Source organism: Buttiauxella ferragutiae (assembly GCF_022637515.1).
Taxonomy (GTDB): domain Bacteria; phylum Pseudomonadota; class Gammaproteobacteria; order Enterobacterales; family Enterobacteriaceae; genus Buttiauxella; species Buttiauxella ferragutiae.
On sequence record NZ_CP093332.1, the window covers coordinates 4948282 to 4967441 of the forward strand.

General features: G+C 51.2%; 18 protein-coding genes. 5 read left to right on the forward strand and 13 right to left on the reverse strand.

Annotated features, from left to right (window positions below; all coding sequences use genetic code 11):
• Positions 1-169: 169 nt before the first annotated feature.
• Positions 170-832, reverse strand: coding sequence for a glutathione S-transferase family protein (locus MNO13_RS22760; RefSeq protein ID WP_064541188.1), 663 nt, complete (start codon positions 830-832; stop codon positions 170-172).
• Between the two features lie 297 nt (positions 833-1129).
• Positions 1130-1585: a redox-sensitive transcriptional activator SoxR gene (gene soxR / locus MNO13_RS22765; protein ID WP_064541190.1), complete on the reverse strand. Its 456-nt coding sequence runs from the start codon at positions 1583-1585 to the stop codon at positions 1130-1132.
• Between the two features lie 71 nt (positions 1586-1656).
• Here soxR and soxS point away from each other — a divergent pair, with 71 nt between their 5' ends.
• Both soxS and MNO13_RS22775 read left to right on the forward strand, forming a co-directional pair.
• Entirely contained in the window at positions 1657-1980 is a 324-nt protein-coding gene (gene soxS / locus MNO13_RS22770) for a superoxide response transcriptional regulator SoxS (RefSeq protein WP_064541192.1), read from the forward strand.
• A gap of 152 nt (positions 1981-2132) precedes the next feature.
• The gene (locus MNO13_RS22775) at positions 2133-2414 is read left to right on the forward strand and encodes a YjcB family protein (RefSeq protein WP_064541194.1); all 282 of its coding nucleotides are present in this window, start codon (positions 2133-2135) and stop codon (positions 2412-2414) included.
• Between the two features lie 58 nt (positions 2415-2472).
• Here the strand turns inward: MNO13_RS22775 and MNO13_RS22780 are convergent, their stop codons facing one another.
• Together MNO13_RS22780 and ssb1 are read right to left on the reverse strand one after the other, a co-directional pair.
• A complete protein-coding gene (locus MNO13_RS22780) occupies positions 2473-3720 on the reverse strand; it encodes an alpha/beta hydrolase family protein (protein WP_241939346.1) in 1248 nt (415 codons plus the stop codon).
• A 334-nt stretch (positions 3721-4054) separates the two neighbouring features.
• On the reverse strand, positions 4055-4591 hold the full coding sequence (gene ssb1, locus MNO13_RS22785) for a single-stranded DNA-binding protein SSB1 (protein ID WP_064541197.1): 537 nt from the start codon (positions 4589-4591) through the stop codon (positions 4055-4057).
• A gap of 228 nt (positions 4592-4819) precedes the next feature.
• Here ssb1 and uvrA point away from each other — a divergent pair, with 228 nt between their 5' ends.
• The gene (gene uvrA / locus MNO13_RS22790) at positions 4820-7645 is read left to right on the forward strand and encodes an excinuclease ABC subunit UvrA (protein ID WP_064541200.1); all 2826 of its coding nucleotides are present in this window, start codon (positions 4820-4822) and stop codon (positions 7643-7645) included.
• Here the strand turns inward: uvrA and MNO13_RS22795 are convergent, their stop codons facing one another.
• The 5 genes from MNO13_RS22795 to dnaB form a co-directional block, all read right to left on the reverse strand.
• Positions 7646-7999, reverse strand: coding sequence for an MmcQ/YjbR family DNA-binding protein (locus tag MNO13_RS22795; protein WP_064541203.1), 354 nt, complete (start codon positions 7997-7999; stop codon positions 7646-7648). It lies immediately after the preceding gene.
• Positions 8000-8170: 171 nt separating this feature from the next.
• Positions 8171-8884 (reverse strand): acid phosphatase AphA, encoded by a 714-nt coding sequence (aphA, locus tag MNO13_RS22800; RefSeq protein ID WP_064541206.1) that lies wholly within the window; start codon positions 8882-8884, stop codon positions 8171-8173.
• 222 nt (positions 8885-9106) lie between these two features.
• Positions 9107-10300 carry an aromatic amino acid transaminase gene (tyrB, locus tag MNO13_RS22805; protein WP_232887090.1) on the reverse strand — a complete coding sequence of 398 codons (1194 nt, stop codon included), beginning with the start codon at positions 10298-10300 and terminating at the stop codon, positions 9107-9109.
• Between the two features lie 773 nt (positions 10301-11073).
• Complete coding sequence (gene alr, locus MNO13_RS22810; protein ID WP_241939347.1) at positions 11074-12153, reverse strand: alanine racemase; 1080 nt, start codon at positions 12151-12153, stop codon at positions 11074-11076.
• 163 nt (positions 12154-12316) lie between these two features.
• Entirely contained in the window at positions 12317-13723 is a 1407-nt protein-coding gene (dnaB, locus tag MNO13_RS22815) for a replicative DNA helicase (protein WP_064541215.1), read from the reverse strand.
• Between the two features lie 78 nt (positions 13724-13801).
• Between dnaB and MNO13_RS22820 the strand changes: the two genes are divergently transcribed.
• Entirely contained in the window at positions 13802-14785 is a 984-nt protein-coding gene (locus MNO13_RS22820; protein ID WP_064541218.1) for a quinone oxidoreductase, read from the forward strand.
• Between the two features lie 213 nt (positions 14786-14998).
• On the opposite strand, the gene dusA is transcribed toward MNO13_RS22820, so the two are convergent.
• The 3 genes from dusA to MNO13_RS22835 all read right to left on the reverse strand — a co-directional run bounded on the left by dusA (position 14999) and on the right by MNO13_RS22835 (position 18076).
• Positions 14999-15997 (reverse strand): tRNA dihydrouridine(20/20a) synthase DusA, encoded by a 999-nt coding sequence (gene dusA, locus MNO13_RS22825; RefSeq protein ID WP_064541312.1) that lies wholly within the window; start codon positions 15995-15997, stop codon positions 14999-15001.
• A gap of 95 nt (positions 15998-16092) precedes the next feature.
• On the reverse strand, positions 16093-17400 hold the full coding sequence (locus MNO13_RS22830; RefSeq protein ID WP_237930334.1) for a conjugal transfer protein TraF: 1308 nt from the start codon (positions 17398-17400) through the stop codon (positions 16093-16095).
• A gap of 172 nt (positions 17401-17572) precedes the next feature.
• The gene (locus tag MNO13_RS22835; RefSeq protein ID WP_241939348.1) at positions 17573-18076 is read right to left on the reverse strand and encodes a cupin domain-containing protein; all 504 of its coding nucleotides are present in this window, start codon (positions 18074-18076) and stop codon (positions 17573-17575) included.
• Positions 18077-18185: 109 nt separating this feature from the next.
• Between MNO13_RS22835 and zur the strand changes: the two genes are divergently transcribed.
• Positions 18186-18701: a zinc uptake transcriptional repressor Zur gene (gene zur / locus MNO13_RS22840; RefSeq protein WP_064541227.1), complete on the forward strand. Its 516-nt coding sequence runs from the start codon at positions 18186-18188 to the stop codon at positions 18699-18701.
• A 142-nt stretch (positions 18702-18843) separates the two neighbouring features.
• Here zur and MNO13_RS22845 read toward each other — a convergent pair whose 3' ends face one another.
• Positions 18844-19053, reverse strand: coding sequence for a CsbD family protein (locus tag MNO13_RS22845; RefSeq protein WP_064541231.1), 210 nt, complete (start codon positions 19051-19053; stop codon positions 18844-18846).
• Between the last annotated feature and the right edge of the window lie 107 nt (positions 19054-19160).

The following is a 19160-nucleotide window of genomic DNA, read 5'->3' on the forward strand; positions in this document are numbered from 1 at the left end:
ACATGGATTTTCAACCGAACTTTGCCGCTTTTTGCGGAAAAAAGCGTTAGCAGGCGAAATTATCGCCACCTCGTGCGCAAACGTTATCGTCAATGCGCAATTTAGCAACAATGATGCAAGATACTGGTTATATATTTTCCTGACTCATAGGATTTTTCGATAGAAGGAATTAAGGGATTTCGAACGGCCCACCTTGCTGAATTGCTCTCTGCCAGGCAGGGCGCATTTGCACTTTACTGTGCCAATTCTGGAGATTCGGTAAATCGTTGATGCCGCCGCGAGAGAGCAACGCGATAACCGGGAAACTCATCTGTATATCTGCCGCACTAAACGCCTGGCCTGCAAACCACGGATTTTTTTGTAGCGAATCTTCGAGATAACGCGCATGGGTCATAATCTGTTTATTCAGATAGGCCTTTTGCACACCTTGCCCCAGTAGATTACCAACCGGACGCAGTAACCACGGAACAGGCTCTTTTCCCAGGCTGCCGAAAACCAGTTTCATCATTAGCAATGGCATTAACGATCCTTCGGCGTAATGCAGCCAAAAGCGATAACGCAGTTTTTCCTGGCTGGAAATCGGTTTGAAGCGGCTTTCTAAATCGTAGGTTTCTTGCAGATATTCAATGATTGCCCCTGACTCGGCGAGAATATTGCCATTATCTTCCACCACTGGCGACTTCCCTAACGGGTGCACAGATTTTAATGACTCAGGTGCCAGCATGGTCGGTTCGCGCTGATAGCGAACAATCTGGTACGGCACTTGCAGTTCTTCAAGCATCCATAAAATACGCTGCGAGCGGGAGTTATTGAGGTGATGGACGATAAGCATGAGTCAACCTTCTGTTTAACAAGATGAGTTAACTATAGGTAAATGAGCAAAAAGTGAAGTATTAGAACTGTACAAAAAAGATGCAAATCACCTTGAAACCTGGCCGAAGGGATCTACAATTAAGTTGTCAGCGCAATCCGGAACCTCCTGAGAATGTGTGATTGAGGGACGCTGATGTCGGGGGAAACCCTCCTTGCGAAAAGCGGGATAGATCGAAAGACAAAGACCGGGAACAAACTAAAGCGCCGAAGTTGGGCGCTTTAGTTTTGCCTGCCATTCCATCGCTTCACGCCAGTGTTAATCCTCAAGAAGACGCGCGCCCGTCCCCTGCTCACCGAGTTTATCGCCAGGATTGCGCAATGGACAATCGGCACCCGATAAACAGCCGCAACCGATGCAGCCATCCAGTTCATCCCGCAATGCGGTTAATGTATGAATGCGCCGCTCCAGCTCTTCACGCCATTGTGACGACATCTTTTTCCAGTCGTTTTTATTAATTTTATGCCCATCAGGCAGCACACCAAATTCTTCACCAATCGTCGCCAGTGGAATACCAATGCGCTGGGCAATCTTAATAATCGCCACGTTTCGCAGCACATCACGCGTGTAGCGCCGTTGGTTGCCGCTATTTCGTACGCTTTTGATTAACCCTTTGCTCTCATAGAAGTGCAACGCAGACACGGCGACGCCGCTACGCTTCGCCACTTCTCCCGGACTCAGTAATGATTTAAAGCGCGGTGATTTCTTTTCCATTTTGCTCTTTACCTCAAGTTAACTTGAGGAATTATACTCGCTGCCAACAAATCCGGCTATGGGGATGGTTTATGGCACACCAGGATATTATTCAAACATTGACTGAATGGATTGACGATCACATTGATCAGCCGCTGAGCATTGACGCTGTGGCAAAAAAATCTGGTTATTCAAAATGGTATCTACAAAGGATGTTCCGTACCGTGAAACGCCAGACGTTGGGTGAATACATTCGTCAGCGCCGACTACTGATGGCGGCGAAAGAGTTACGCAACACTCAGCGCCCGATTTTCGATATCGCGATGGATTACGGTTACGTGTCTCAGCAGACTTTTTCACGCGTTTTCCGCCGTGAGTTTGACCGCACACCAACCGACTATCGCCATCACGCCTGACGCTGTCCGCTAAATATTTGTACCTGAGTTCATCGAAAAAACGGAACAGAAAATGTGCTGCTCAAGTGGCTATTAAAAGAACGATTGTGATATAGTTCACAAATCCTGTGAAACAGGAATTCTCTTACATTTTCGTTCCGAGGCACAGATTCATGGCGGCAATCACAACCAGCGTTTTGCTAATGCGCTGGCCTTTAGTCAGTGCGGTTTTGATGTTTTTAGCCAGCACGTTGAATATTCAATTTCGCAAATCTGATTACGCGTTTTTAGCCGCGATCAGCAGTGGCCTGGGCATCGCGGCTTCATTGTGGTTTGCGACCGGTTTATTGGGCCTGACATTGGCCGACTTCCCGGTTATCTGGGAATCGTTTAAAGACATTATGATTGAGATCTCAAGCCACACCCCACCTGAATGGCCGATGGTGATGACCTGATCAAATTGAGGGGGCAAAGCCCCCTCAAGTTCATATTGACCACTGCAATCAAACTGTTTTACTGCTTCGACAACCCATCAAACCAGCTTTTCCATTCCGGCACCGCTGTCGCAAACGTACCACGATGATCGGTTTCCCCAGTGGAAATGGCCTTCACCATCGAGTCACCCTTCTGCATTGCATAAGTCATTGCCATACGCGCGTCGTCTACCGGAACGGCTTCATCCGCGTCGCCATAATAATTGCGCACCGCAGAACGGTAATCCCATTTGTAGGCTTCTGTCTGACTGAGCAATTTCCCGAAAGCTGACGCTTTTAAAGCCTGAGGATCGTACATTTCAGGGCGAAGCAGGATATGCAGATCCGTCGGGATCGCACCGGTGTACGGCGTGCGGTCGTAAGCTGCTTTTGACATCGTATAGTACTTATCGGCAATCACGGATCGCGCTAAGTCAGGCGAATCGTAATAGTTTTCGAAGGAGAAGGCGGCAAGGATGAAAATGCTATTCAGCCAGACCGCAGGATGCGCTTGCGGTGTGTAGAGCGCACCACTCACCAGCGCATATAAATCCAGCGGCGCGCTAGCTGTCGCAGTGGCATCGACCTTCACACCCATAACATCAAGTTTTTGCAGCAATGACATCGAAACAAAGCCGCCTTGCGACCAGCCTGCAAGAAAGAGTTTATTGGTCGAAATATTCTTCTGCTTCAGTACGTTCCGACTGGCCATTAGCATGTCATAAGTCGCCTGCTGATGGCTGGCTTTCACCATGTACCCTTCAGGCTCTGTCGACGTGCCAAGCCCAAAGTAATCCGCACCAATCAACACATAACCCTGGCCTGCGAACTGAGCAATCATTAGCTGAGTTTCCGGGGATTGGTCAGGGAATGATGGCACTTGTTGACGCCCGTAGACCGTGCCGTGCTGGTAGGAAACCATCGGCAATGTATGTGTTGTTGCCGCGTTATCCGGTATCGCCAGCAAACCTGATGCTACGGTTGGTTTATTTCCCATGTTGGGAATCACTGAAGCGTAAGTGACCCGGTACAGATTGACGGCATTGCGTGCCGGTGTGTAGGTGGTATGAACACCGAACTGCTGAGGCGTATCGGTTTTCAGGATACGATTCAAACGATCGACATCCCAGCGTTCCAGAAATTCGATTTTTGTTTGTACCGCTGGCGGTGAAGTCTGAGCAGTGGTTTTTGATGGAGTTTCACTTCCACCACACGCGGTCAGTAATAGCGTAACAATACTGGCGAACAGCCAGGAAACAACAACTGGCATGCGGACGGGTCGAGACATAACGGATTATTTCCCTGTTTAAATTAAGCGGCCCGCGTGAATAGTTGTCATCACGGGAGGGTATACCGAATTATTGATTTGGTTTGCTGCCCAGGCTTTTGGGTATTCGTACAGGCGAAAATCGGTGCGCAGATTTTACTCTTTTTGCCGCTTCTCCTGAGTGACGGGAATCCAGGTATTAGGATTTATCTGACATCATTAGAAATGTATTAATGGGTTTTTGAAGTTATTAAATCTAATAACTGTTGATAACGTATTCATCTATAAATAAAAAAACCCCGAAAAGATCGGGGTTTGATAACAGGTTTCTTAACGATGATTTCTAAAATTAATTTTAGAAAGGAATGTCGTCGTCGAAGTCCATTGGTGGTTCATTGTTAGATGGTGCTGGTGCGCTCTGCTGCGGACGAGATTGCGCGCCGCCGCTGAACTGGTTGCCACCCTGCTGCGGTTGCTGAGGCTGACCCCAACCACCTTGCTGCTGACCTGGGTTACCGCCACCTGCTGGAGCACCGCCTGCTGCACGGCCACCCAGCATTTGCATGGTGCCGCCAACGTTAACCACGATTTCGGTGGTGTATTTTTCAACGCCTGCCTGGTCAGTCCATTTACGCGTCTGCAATGCACCTTCGATATAAACCTGGGAGCCTTTACGCAGGTATTCACCCGCGACTTCTGCCAGTTTGCCAAACAGCACTACGCGGTGCCATTCAGTCTTTTCTTTGGTTTCGCCGGTTTGCTTATCGCGCCAGGACTCTGACGTGGCCAGAGTAATGTTGGCAACTGCGCCACCATTTGGCATGTAGCGTACTTCCGGGTCTTGACCCAGATTCCCGACGAGAATCACCTTGTTTACGCCTCTGCTGGCCATGGTCGTGTCTCCTGAAACGTTTAATAAGTAGTGTAAACCCTCGATTCTACCACGCCACCCCTAATCTTTATAGCTGCGGGATGCATTCCAGAATGTCTTCGGGGTATACATTGTTGCATTAAAACACTGGATATTCATTCAGGTTTTATTGTGTCATAATTAGCCGTTTGTGATCGTCGGCGGCCTCCAGTGCGGCCTGGCAAAAAGCGTTTAAACCGGGAAAGGTGAATGGATAAGATCGAAGTTCGGGGCGCCCGCACCCACAATCTCAAAAATATTAACCTCGTTATTCCACGCGACAAGCTGATTGTTGTGACTGGGCTTTCGGGTTCTGGCAAATCCTCACTGGCTTTCGACACCTTATACGCCGAGGGGCAGCGTCGTTACGTTGAGTCCCTTTCCGCCTATGCGCGTCAGTTCCTGTCATTGATGGAAAAGCCGGATGTCGACCACATTGAAGGTTTGTCGCCGGCGATTTCTATCGAGCAGAAATCCACTTCGCACAACCCGCGTTCAACCGTCGGCACCATCACTGAAATTCATGACTACTTGCGCCTGTTGTATGCGCGTGTCGGTGAACCGCGTTGCCCAGACCACAATGTCACGCTGGCAGCACAAACGGTCAGCCAGATGGTCGATAACGTTTTAGCGCAGCCGGAAGGTAAGCGCCTGATGTTGCTTGCGCCGATTATTAAAGACAGAAAAGGCGAGCACACCAAGACGCTGGAAAACCTGGCAAGCCAGGGTTATATCCGCGCGAGGATCGACGGCGAAGTGTGTGATCTCTCCGATCCGCCAAAGCTGGAATTACAGAAAAAACATACCATTGAAGTGGTGGTTGACCGTTTCAAGGTGCGTGAGGATTTAGCACAGCGCCTGGCTGAGTCGTTTGAGACTGCGCTGGATTTGTCCGGTGGGTCTGCGGTTGTCGCCGATATGGACGATGAAAAAGCCGAAGAGTTGCTGTTCTCTGCCAACTTTGCCTGCCCGATTTGCGGCTACAGCATGCGCGAGCTGGAACCACGTCTGTTCTCGTTCAACAATCCGGCCGGTGCCTGCCCAACCTGTGACGGGCTTGGCGTACAGCAGTATTTCGACCCGGAACGCGTGGTGCAAAACGGTGAACTTTCGCTGGCTGGCGGTGCAATTCGCGGCTGGGATCGCCGTAACTTCTATTACTTCACCATGATGCGTTCGCTGGCAGAGCATTATAAGTTTGATGTCGAAACGCCATGGAACGAACTGAGCGCCAGCGTGAAAAACGTGGTGCTGAATGGTTCGGGTAAAGAAAGCATTGAATTCAAATATATAAACGACCGTGGTGATACCTCGGTGCGCCGCCATCCGTTTGAAGGCGTTCTGCATAATATGGAACGTCGCTATAAAGAAACCGAATCTTCCGCGGTGCGTGAAGAACTGGCGAAATTTATCAGCAACCGTTCATGCGCAAGCTGCGAAGGTACGCGTCTGCGCCGTGAAGCACGCCACGTGTTTGTTGAAAACACGCCGCTGCCAACTATCTCTGATATGAGCATTGGTCATGCGATGGAGTTCTTCCACAACATGAAGCTCAGTGGGCAACGTGCGCAAATCGCTGAAAAAATCTTGAAAGAGATTGGCGATCGCCTGAAATTCCTGGTGAATGTCGGCCTAAATTATCTGTCACTTTCCCGTTCCGCAGAGACACTTTCGGGCGGTGAAGCGCAGCGTATTCGTCTGGCAAGCCAGATTGGCGCGGGTCTTGTGGGCGTGATGTACGTGCTCGATGAGCCGTCAATCGGTCTGCATCAGCGCGATAACGAACGTTTACTGGAAACGCTGATTCACCTGCGCGATCTCGGTAATACCGTGATTGTCGTCGAACACGACGAAGATGCGATTCGTGCCGCAGACCATATTATCGATATCGGCCCGGGTGCGGGTGTTCACGGCGGCCATGTCGTTGCCGAAGGCACCATGCAGGATATTATCGATGCGCCGGAATCTCTGACCGGGCAGTTCCTCAGCGGTAAGCGTGAAATTGCGCTGCCGAAACACCGCGTTCCCGCTGACCCAGAGAAGGTGTTGAAGCTGGTTGGTGCGAAGGGCAACAACCTGAAAGATGTGACGTTGACGCTGCCCGTCGGCTTGTTTACCTGCGTGACCGGGGTTTCAGGTTCCGGTAAATCGACGCTGATTAACGATACGCTTTTCCCGATTGCTCAAACCCAATTGAACGGTGCAACGCTTGCAGAACCTGCGCCGTACCGCGAAGTTCATGGTCTGGAGCATTTCGACAAAGTTATTGATATCGACCAAAGCCCGATTGGCCGTACACCACGTTCAAACCCAGCGACTTATACCGGCGTGTTTACACCAGTGCGCGAGCTGTTTGCGGGCGTGCCGGAATCCCGTGCGCGAGGTTATACGCCAGGGCGTTTTAGCTTTAACGTGCGTGGCGGGCGCTGCGAAGCGTGCCAGGGCGATGGCGTGATCAAAGTCGAGATGCACTTCTTGCCGGATATTTACGTGCCATGCGACCAGTGCAAAGGGAAGCGCTATAACCGCGAAACGCTGGAAGTTAAGTACAAAGGCAAAAGCATCCACGAAGTGCTGGATATGACCATTGAAGATGCTCGTGAATTCTTTGATGCCGTACCGGCGCTGGCGCGTAAGCTGCAAACGCTCATCGACGTAGGCTTGTCTTACATTCGGCTTGGGCAGTCAGCAACGACGTTGTCAGGCGGTGAAGCACAGCGTGTGAAACTGGCGCGTGAGCTTTCTAAGCGTGGCACTGGCCAGACGTTGTATATCCTTGATGAGCCAACCACTGGCCTGCATTTTGCCGATATCCAGCAGTTGTTGGAAGTTCTGCATCAGTTGCGCGATCAGGGCAACACCATTGTGGTTATCGAACATAACCTGGACGTGATTAAAACGGCAGACTGGATTGTCGACCTTGGCCCAGAAGGCGGTAGCGGCGGCGGAGAGATTCTGGTTTCCGGTACGCCAGAAACCGTCGCGGAATGCGAAGCTTCACATACCGCTCGTTTCCTCAAACCTTTGCTGAAGTAGTCAGTCAGAGAGCTGCTGCCTGGTTTCCTGTGGCAGCAGCGATAATGCCTGCTGGTAAGAGGCATCCACCAGATAATAAATTTGCGAGTCGGGCAGCGACCCATCCAGATATAACGTGCTCCAGTGTGCTTTGTTCAAATGCGCACTGGGGAACACGTCTTTGTGGCTCTCACGCAGTAAATCAGTCAGCCCCGGACTGGCTTTTAACGAAACAGCCGGGCGTGCTTCGATGTCATGCACCATGGCATACATCACATCCGCTACTTTGATTTGTGTGGCCTTCCAGTCGCTATGAACAGTTTGTTCCGCTCCGGGTTTGTTCATGCAGTACTGCAATAGCTCCGAATTGGTCATTTTTTTCCCCTTTTACCTGCTCCAGTGGATTCAATGTCACGCCCAGTTTATGAAACTGGCACCTCTAAGTGTGCGAGCAACTCACCAAAAGGTAAAACCCGACAGGGGATTTTTGATGAAAAAAACGGCGACTTGCTTGCGCGCATCGCCGTCTAATATCAGTCAATATGATCAATATTCAGAGTTAACAATCACTTCCTCGCCAAAAGCCCCGGCTTTTGGCAGCGGTTGGTAGCTGGAATTCGAAGCGCGTAATAAACGGATGCCACGGGCACCTACATCTTGAGCCGCGGTAATATCACCGTCAGAATCGCCGTAGAACACTTTGATTTTCTTATCTTTCAGCCATTGGGTTTTGGTATTTTGTCCAGGTTGGTCACCGGCAAAAATAACTGGGTTTACATTGGCTTCCGGGATTAAGAAGTCTTTTTGCAGTGTCTGAGTTACGGTTTCGGTTTTAGTTTGGCTGCGGCCAGTCACAAAATAGATGCTGTCACCTCGTTTGAGGTGCATGGCGATAAGACTTTTCGCGACTTCTTTCGGCATGCTGAAGTCATCCCAGCCGTTGTTCATTTTTTCCCAGAAAGATGGGTTTTTCAGGTAATCCTGTTTGCCCGGTGAGAATTCTTTTTGCCCACGGTAAAAACCTGGGCTTGAGAACAGCACCGTGTCGTCAATATCGAAACCCACCGCCATCGGCGCACGCCCCATCAGGCTATTTTCAATTTGAGCGACAGAAACCCAGTGAATGGGGACTTGCTGTGCTAACTGCGCAACGGTGACGCCAGGATTCAGAGGAGCGGGTGCAGATTCCTTAGCAACGGCAGACTGGTTCAATCCTAATAACAAACACGCGGCACTTAATGCCAGGGTAATTTTACGCATCATTTTCCCTTTATTTTCATCAGTTTTTATCGTTAGAAAGTGGAACAACTGGTCAAAAACCTACCCGACCATACTCGCGAGAGGCTGATAGTAAAAGGAATTTATCAGGATTTGTCATAGAAAAAGGTGATGATCACAGAATTGAATTTGTGAAGAATCACCCTCATCCCAGCCTTCGCCCTGAGGGCGAAGGAGTAAACCAGAATTAATGTGAGTAAGTACTCACATTACAGCGGCAAACGCCTGCGCCACGCGCTGTACGTTATTGCTGTTTAGCCCCGCGACACACATGCGTCCGCTGGCAATCAGATAGACACCAAACTCATCACGCAGACGATCGACTTGCTCCGCACTCAGGCCGGTATAACTGAACATCCCACGTTGTTGCAGCAGGTAGTCGAAGTTACGTTCCGGCATTTCAGCCCTCAGTACTGAAACCAGTGCCTGGCGCATGTCGAGAATACGGCGACGCATCGTTTCGACTTCTGCCAGCCAGTTGGTTTTCAGCTGTTCGTCGTTCAGAACCGCAGCGATAACCTGCGCACCGAAGTTTGGCGGGCTGGAATAGTTACGGCGCACGGTAGCTTTTAGTTGGCCCAATACACGGCCTGCTGTTTCGGCATCGTCACAGACGACCGATAACCCGCCCACGCGTTCGCCATACATTGAGAAAATCTTGGAAAATGAGTTGCTGATTAAAGCTGGCAGGCCAGCGCTGGCAACTGCGCGAATCGCGTATGCATCCTCTTCCATACCCGCGCCAAAACCCTGATAGGCAATGTCGAGGAACGGAATTAAGTTACGCGCTTTGAGGATTTCAACCACCGCATCCCACTGCGCATCCGTCAGGTCAGAACCTGTCGGGTTATGGCAGCACGGATGGAGCAACACGATACTTTGCGCAGGCAGCGTGTTCAGGGTTTCCAGCAACGCTTCGAAGCGCACACCATTGGTTTCGCTATCAAACCACGGGTAGGTATTCACCTTAAAACCCGCACCACCAAAGATTGCGATGTGGTTTTCCCAGGTCGGATCGCTGACCCATACCTGTGAATCCGGAAAATAGGTTTTCAGGAAGTCCGCACCCACTTTTAACGCACCAGAACCGCCAACGGTTTGAATGGTCGCGATACGTTCTTCAAGCAGCGCAGGATGGTTTGCGCCAAACAGCAGCGGTGCAATCGCGCTGCGATAGCTGCTCAGGCCTTCCATCGGCAGGTAAAGCGATGCGTCATGTGGTTGAGAATTCAGGCGTTCTTCAGCTTCTTCAACAGCCTGCAACTGCGGGATGACCCCATCTTCGTTGTAATAGAGGCCAATGCTGAGGTTTACCTTGTCACTACGCGAGTCAACTTTGAAACGTTCCATTAAGGAAAGGATTGGGTCGCCAGCATAGGCGTCAACTTTTTGAAACACGGTGAGGTTCTCCTGGTTTACAGTGTTGCGGACAACCACTGTAAACCGGAAGTTGGGGCGAGATCGAGGGGTTTGTGCTTAGAAACACCCCTCTCCCTGAGGGCGGTCTCTTATACACAACTCACTCAGGCAATCTTGTCAGGGTGAGATCTTTAAGCCTCGTTGATTTTCCGTTCACCCGTGCGTTCAGTTATCTCTTTCATTCCCGAAAACGGTGAACGTATCAAGGAGAGAACGCCCTCTCCTTGATAATCCTGGCGCCCGGTCATTAAATTGCCGCTACGCGGTAAACCCCAGCTTATCCCCAACATCAGGGTCGTTCGCGACTCGCTCCCGGCGGATCGCTCTCTTTCGCTGCTCCCGGCAGCTCAACCCTGATTTATGGGGAACACTGGGGCAATTTATACCAGGTACAAGGTCAAAACCTGCTCGGTGCTGTCTTTGGGTTTTGACGTTGACCTTCGGTTCCGGCTTCAATCGCGCCGTTTTTCACCCTTCAGTCGGGGTCACGTGGCCGGGAGCCACGTGAGTGAGCGATCGTCTGGAACGAGTCGCGAACGACCCTGAATGTTGGGTGAAAAACGGTGTTTACCGCTTGCGGCGATTGATTTGCCGGGAGTCCGAGTTCTTAGGGTGGCGACGGTGGCCACCCTAAGTCGTTCACCGGTACAGTAGCTATATGAAACACGGAACATCGGGTGAACGGAACAGTCTCCCTACTTAAAAGGAGAGACTAAGAGACAGCCCCGAGGGTGAGGGGGAAGACAAGAAAATTAATCCAGGTATTCCATCGCAACCCTTGAAGTCAGGCGCGTGATAAGTTCGTAAGCACTCACTTTTGTGATTTCAGCGATGCGCTCAACCGGCAAATTGTCACCCCACATCACCACGCTATCGCCCACTTTGTCTTCTGATTGTGGGCCGAGGTCGACACAAATCATGTCCATCGCGACACGCCCGACAATCGGCACTTCCCGGCCATTCACCAGCACAGGTGTACCAGATGGTGCCGCGCGCGGGTAACCGTCGCCATAACCCATCGCTACCACACCCAGACGTGTATCGCGCTCAGCAATCCAGGTGCCGCCGTAACCCACTGCTTCACCGGCTTTATGTTGACGCACGGCAATCAGGCTGGAAGTCAGTGACATCACCGGCTGGAAGCCAAAATCGACGCCCCACGGTTTTTGCTCAAGAGGTGAAACACCATAAAGAATGATACCTGGGCGAACCCAATCCATATGCGAGTCCGGCCACAGCAAAATGCCACCAGACGCGCTAATAGAACGCTGTCCTGGTTTGCCTGCGGTAAACGAATTGAAGATATCAAGCTGGCGCGGTGTGGCGTCGGATTCAGGTTCATCAGCGCGGGCAAAATGGCTGACGATATTCACCGGCTGGCTGACGTTTTTACAGCGGCAAAGACGCTGATAAAACGCTTCGGCTTCTTCAGGCAAGATGCCCAAACGGTGCATGCCGGTATCCAGTTTCATCCACACGGTAATCGGCTGGCTTAACTCGGCCTGCTCCAGCGCTTCAAGCTGCTCGATACAGTGAACGGCAGTCTGGAAATTCTGCTCGGCAATTGTCGGCAGATCGCTTGCATTGAAGAAACCTTCGAGCAGCAGGATGGGCTGAGTAATTCCCCCTGCACGCAACCGAACACCTTCTTCAAGGCGGGCGACACCAAAGGCGTCGGCATCAGCCAGGGTTTGGGCAGTCTCCAGCAGACCATGCCCGTATGCGTTTGCTTTCACCACCGCCACCATACGGCTGGCAGGAGCCAGTTCGCGCAGGCGTTGCAGGTTGTGTCGCAGAGCGCGGCGGTTAATTTTTACGGTTGCCGCTTGCATGTTCGTTCCTTGCTAAAATTTAATATTTGATTACGCAAATCCTCAAAATCATTCGCGTCACAACAAGGCGGCAAGAGAACTCGTCCCGACGAGCTTACGCAAGTAAGTGATTCGGGCGAGTGAGCGCAGCCAACGCAGTTGTGGCACGAAGGATGACGAGGATTTAGTCTTCGTCGTATTGCGGGCCAGCGTAGTTATCAAAGCGTGAGAACTGCCCGTTGAACGTCAGGCGCACGGTGCCGATTGGGCCGTTACGCTGTTTACCGAGGATGATTTGCGCGATGCCTTTCTCGTCACTGTTATCGTTATAAACTTCGTCACGGTAGATGAACATGATTAAGTCGGCATCCTGCTCGATGGAGCCAGATTCACGTAAGTCGGAGTTGACCGGGCGTTTATCGGCACGTTGTTCCAGGGAGCGGTTAAGCTGCGAGAGCGCGACGACCGGCACCTGTAGCTCTTTTGCCAGCGCCTTTAGCGAGCGCGAAATCTCAGCGATTTCCAGAGTACGGTTGTCGGAAAGCGACGGCACGCGCATCAATTGCAGGTAGTCGATCATGATCAGGCTCAGGCCGCCATGTTCGCGGTAGATACGGCGCGCACGTGATCGCACTTCCGTTGGCGTCAGGCCGGATGAGTCATCAATGTACATATTGCGTTTTTCAAGCAAGATGCCCATGGTGCTCGAAATACGCGCCCAGTCTTCATCATCCAACTGGCCGGTACGGATTTTGGTTTGGTCGACGCGTGACAGCGACGCCAGCATACGCATCATGATCTGCTCGCCTGGCATCTCGAGGCTGAAAATCAGCACCGGTTTTTCCTGCAACATCGCGGCGTTTTCACACAGGTTCATCGCAAACGTGGTTTTACCCATCGATGGACGCGCGGCCACGATAATGAGGTCGGAACGCTGTAGACCGGCCGTTTTTTTGTTCAGATCATGGTAGCCAGTATCCACGCCCGTCACACCATCGTGTGGGGTCTGGAAGAGCGTTTCGATACGCGAAACGGTCGCTTCGAGGATTTGGTCGATGCTTTTTGGGCCTTCGTCTTTATTCGCGCGGCTCTCAGCAATCTGGAACACGCGTGACTCGGCCAGATCGAGTAAATCTTCGCTGGTACGCCCTTGCGGGTCATAACCGGCATCGGCGATTTCATTCGCCACGGCAATCATTTCACGAACAACGGCGCGTTCACGCACGATGTCGGCATAAGCACTGATGTTCGCAGCACTTGGCGTATTTTTAGATAATTCGGCCAGATAGGCGAAACCACCAACGCTTTCGAGGTTGCCCTGTAATTCCAGAGACTCAGAAAGCGTGATCAGGTCGATGGGCTTGCTCATTTCGAGCAAACGCTGCATTTCGGTGAAGATCATGCGGTGTGGACGGCTGAAAAAATCGTTAGCCACGACGCGCTCGGAAACGTTATCCCAGCGTTCGTTGTCCAGCATTAAACCGCCCAACACCGATTGCTCCGCTTCCAGAGAATGTGGCGGCATTTTCAGCCCTTCCATCTGACGATCGCGGGGTTCTTTCGGTTTGTTGAAGGGTTTATTTCCTGCCATAGTGAGGGAGTTACCAAAATCAGATAAGAGGAACGAGAGTTTACTCTATCTCCCTCCGAGGAAACAGAAGGAGTTCTCATGGCAACGCGCATTGAATTTAGTCAACATGGCGGCCCTGAAGTCTTAAAAGTTGTTGAATTCACCCCAAACGCCCCAGCAGAAAACGAAGTACAAGTTGAGAACAAAGCGATTGGTATCAACTACATTGATACCTATATTCGCAGTGGTTTATACCCGCCACCGATGCTGCCAAGTGGCCTCGGTACTGAAGCTGCGGGTGTCGTCAGTAAAGTTGGCAGCGCGGTCACGCATCTTAAAGTTGGTGATCGAGTTGTCTACGCGCAATCCGGGCTTGGTGCCTACAGCAGCGTGCATAACGTGCCAGCGGATAAAGCCGCAAAACTGCCCGATGCCATCTCTTTCGAACAAGCCGCCGCGTCATTCCTCAAAGGGCTAACTGTCTATTATCTGTTGCGTAAAACCTACGATATTAAAGCCAACGAAGTTTTCCTGTTCCATGCCGCCGCCGGTGGTGTGGGTCTTATCGCCTGCCAATGGGCCAAAGCGCTGGGTGCCAAACTGATTGGTACGGTGGGTTCGGCGCAAAAAGCAGAAAGCGCCAAAAACGCCGGTGCCTGGCAAACCATTAACTATCGCGAAGAGAATCTTGTCGAACGCGTAAAAGAGATGACAGGCGGCAAGAAAGTCGCGGTTGTTTATGATTCGGTGGGGAAAGATACCTGGGAGGCATCGCTGGATTGCTTACAGCGCCAGGGATTGATGGTGAGTTTTGGTAATTCATCTGGCCCGGTTACAGGGGTGAATCTGGGGATTCTTAACCAGAAAGGCTCGCTGTATGTTACTCGCCCGTCACTGAATGGTTACGTGACCACGCGTGAAGAGCTGGAAGAAGCTTGCAATGAGCTGTTCTCATTGATTGCCAGCGGCGTGATAAAAGTCGATGTGGCTGAAAACCAGAAATTCGCCTTAAGCGATGCCGCTTTGGCACATAAAACGCTGGAGAGCCGTAGCACGCAAGGTTCTAGCCTGCTGATTCCATAAAAGAATTTGGGCCTCCCGAGGGAAGCCCATTCTTTTTTTGTTCGCACGGTATGTAGGGTACAGCGCGATGAATTCGTTTTTCGTGACCCAGTAATATTGTCAGATTTGGTAAATAATTGATACGCCACAGCCTGCAAACTTAGCCAGAAAGATGCGAGGTTGTGATCAACTCCGCAATACCTGAGCAACTAGCCAGGTTATTACCGACAAAAGTTAGCGCTTGTCCGCAACCAATGACAACGCATGTTCCACGACATCAATCCCGGCACCGGCTTTGTGGGCGTTTTCACTCAGATAACGACGCCACTGGCGTGCACCCGGAATCCCCTGGAATAAGCCCAGCATGTGGCGGGTGACATGGCCAAGATAAGTGCCGTTTGCCAGTTCACGCTCTATGTACGGATACATGGCACGAACCGCAGCAACGGTGTCGACTTCCGGCGCATCAATACCAAAAATTTCACGGTCAACCGCGGTCAGCAGGCCTGGGTTCTGATAGGCTTCGCGCCCGACCATGACGCCATCCATATGTTCCAGATGGGCTTTTGCCTCTTCCAGCGTTTTGATACCGCCGTTGATGGCCATCGTCAGGTGTGGGAAATCACGCTTGAGTTGATACACGCGCGGGTAATCCAGCGGCGGAATTTCACGGTTTTCTTTCGGGCTTAGGCCCGAAAGCCACGCTTTACGGGCATGGATAATGAACATCTCACATTCGCCCTTCCCGGCGACTGTACCGATGAAATCACACAGGAATTCGTAGCTGTCCTGGTCATCAATGCCAATACGCGTTTTGACGGTGACGGGAATAGAAACCACGTCGCGCATCGCTTTGATGCAATCGGCAACCCGCTGGGCATCAGCCATCAGACACGCGCCAAACATGCCATTTTGTACACGGTCAGATGGGCAACCTACGTTGAGGTTAATTTCGTCGTAGCCACGTTCTTCAGCCAGTTTCGCGCATTGCGCTAAAGCCGCCGGATCGCTACCCCCCAACTGCAACGCGATAGGATGCTCGTCTTCGCTGTACGCCAGATAGTCCCCTTTGCCATGAATGATCGCACCGGTGGTCACCATTTCGGTGTACAGCAGTGTCTGGCTTGAAAGCTGACGCAAAAAATAGCGGCAGTGGCGGTCAGTCCAGTCAAGCATCGGCGCAATAGAGAAACGATGTGGCTGGAAGAGGGTCTGGTTTGTTTGTGAGGACATAGGCACTGGGCGTTTACGGGCTACGGTTAAAAAAGGGTCGCCACTATAGCATAAAGCAGCGCCGGGACACTCGCTCGTCCCGACGGCTATTTTCATCAGAAGGTCATGCTAAGCTGTGCCCCTGCCCCCCAGGTTTCGTCTTCGCCGTACAGCCCCATTAAATCGATGTGAACGCGATTAAATGGCGCAAAGCCAACCCCACCGGTAAAGACGTTGCTATCGTTTGATTTGACGTCAGCCCGGTAACCGGCGCGCACCGCAAGCCACGGCAGCGGCGTAACTTCAGCGCCCACGCCAACGTACTGTGAATCGTCTTCGCTTTTGAAACCTTTTGTTTCGGTGAGATCGCCGTCGGCGCTAAGGGTGATGAAATCGTTATGCCAGGCTAAGCCCGCCGTCACTAACGGGCGAATCTGATAAGTGTCTTTATAGTTGACGGTTTCGCCCGTCCTGCCATTAGTGATCAAGATATCTTTGGTATCAATGTCATGTGAAATCAGGTTCTGGCCGCTCAGACCGACAGTCCAGTTTTCGCCAAAATCAGCTGCCACACCCGCATCAACGTTAAAGCCAGTGTCGTCGTTACGATAGCGGCTATTTTTCCAGTCGCTGCTGTCGTAGGAATAGATTGATGTGGTGTAGTTGTACAGCCAGGTTTTTTGCAGTTTCGGCGTGATGCCAACAGAGACAGGCACGCCGTTTAGATCAAACTGTTTCGCCAGCGCCACACCATAGTCGGAGACAATTGCGCCGCGCCCAGATGCAGTGGAGTTGAGATTGCTGGTGATAACATCAGAGCCATTAACGGCAGCATCTAGTGCGACTCCCCCGGCAACAACCCTGGAATTCGCGATGCTGTGCAGATAATCAATATCTTGTTGATCAATAGAGGAACTCACATGTGCTCGCGCATAGGCTTTTGCGACAAATGCCATCGACAGCACATCATTTGGAATACTGACTGCGATACTCGCCCCGGCTTTCGCGTTTGCTGTTTTACCTCGCAGATCTTCCAGTTCGCCAGCCAAACTCCCCGCAGCGCCCTGAAGCTGACCAAGTGAACCATTTGGGTTTAAAAGGATATCCTGCAGGGTAAGATCGTCGATAACGTTCTGGTATTGATCGACCGTATCGCTAATGCCATCAATCTGATCCTGCAGGTTATCTTTATCTGTCATTTGCCCGCTCACGGAGGGCAAAATAACTGTCACTGAGTCGTCCTGTTTTGCCTTTGCCAGCAGCGCAGGGTTTGTTAGCACTCCACTTCCATAACTCGCTGAAGCAACGCCCGTACCCCCCATTGCATCACTACGAGCTTCTGACCAGGTACCTGCCGCACTGGCTTGATTTGCCACAAATAAAGAGGCGGCGCTGAACGCCACCAGAGTTTTAATTTTTTTCATTCACCGCTCGCCCGTCTGTTAATCAGATTGCATAACTTGCCCCTGCCAGTTATGACTGAACAGAGGCGGACTATTGCTGTGAATAAAAAGCTAAAAAGGGGGATGTTTATCCCATCGAAATCCCGTTTCTCTCCATCAGGATTATGAGTTCAAAAATTCCCTGTAAACATATTTATAGTTTACCGTTCGGTTTTCGTGAAGGATGGCCGTCATGTGGGCCAAAAAACTGCGGCGGGTGGTCAATCCAGCGATCCTGGCGTTGTGCGGCATAGCTCGCGTTTAGCGGGTAATAAATTCGGTTTTCGGCTTTGTTGGCCTCACCCACAATCAGCAACCGGACTTCATGCTCGGTGTTGTTGATGAAGGTATGGCAGACGCCCGTCCCGGCCGGGAAACCAACACTATCACCCGGTTCAAGTGAGTAAAGGTGGCCGTTAATCCACACCTGTGGATGCCCTTCCAGAACATAAGCAAACTCTTCCTCGCTACTTTCCGCATGCGGATAGGACGTCCGGCGGCCAGGGAGCAGGCGCTCGTGGTGAATCCCCAGGCGTGTTAGCCCAAGTTTGCGAGCCAATGGCGCGCCAATGGAAAATAGTTCAGCACTGTCTGGATAAGTTGAGTCATCTTCACCTTCCAGTTCTTTCCAGTGACGAATGCAATCAGGTTTATTCATAGCAAACTCCGGGATAGTCATCTCAAAAGGCTGTGGCCAGCATGGCGCACCACTCGGCGTTTATTGCGCGTTGTGATAGAGTGTAGGGCTAATCTACAGGGGAATGCTGATGGACATCACGACTTCACAAAACGTGTTAGCGCAGGCTGAAAAACTATGCGAACAGCGTAATGTGCGCCTGACACCACAACGCCTGGAAGTGTTGCGTTTATTGACGCAGCAAGCGGGTGCAATCAGCGCTTATGATTTGCTGGATTTACTTCGCGCCAGTGAACCGCAAGCTAAACCCCCGACGGTGTATCGTGCGCTCGATTTTCTTCTCGAACAAGGCTTTGTCCATCGCGTCGAGTCAACCAACAGCTATGTTTTGTGCCATCTGATTGATCAGCCGACTCACTCATCAGCGATGTTGATTTGCGACAGGTGTGGCGCGGTGAAGGAGCATAGCGCGGAAGGTGTGGAAGATATTATGAATCAACTGGCTGCCCAGTCAGGATTTGCTCTACACCACAATGTCATTGAGGCGCATGGTTTATGCAGCGCGTGTGCGGAAGTTGAAGCCTGTAGCCACCCGGAAGAATGCGGGCATGACCACACCATTCAGAGTAAGAAGAAGTCACGCTAGCCTGAACCCGAAATAATTCGAGTTGCATTGAAGCGGTAAGTGAATGCAGCCAAAAGATGTAGCTTGAAGTATGGAGGGGATCGGTACATCCATGTACCAGGGCAGGTTAGCCTATGAGAGTTAACACATATGAGGGATGAGATTACCAGCGGTAATCGTTACGTTTTTCCCAATCAACGACTTCGTTCTCTGCCTGATCTTTCGCATATCCATAGCGTTCCTGAATTTTACCGACAAGCTGATCGCGTTTCCCTTCGATGACGGTCATGTCATCGTCTGTCAGTTTGCCCCATTTCTCTTTTACTGTGCCTTTGAACTGTTTCCAGTTACCGCCGATTTCGTCTTTATTCATAATAATATCCTCATCGTTCGGTTAAGAACTGCTAATAGTTAACAACGCCCAGGTGCTGCCGTTTGGCTGACACTCACTATCTGCTGGACGTGGAAATAATTGTAGTC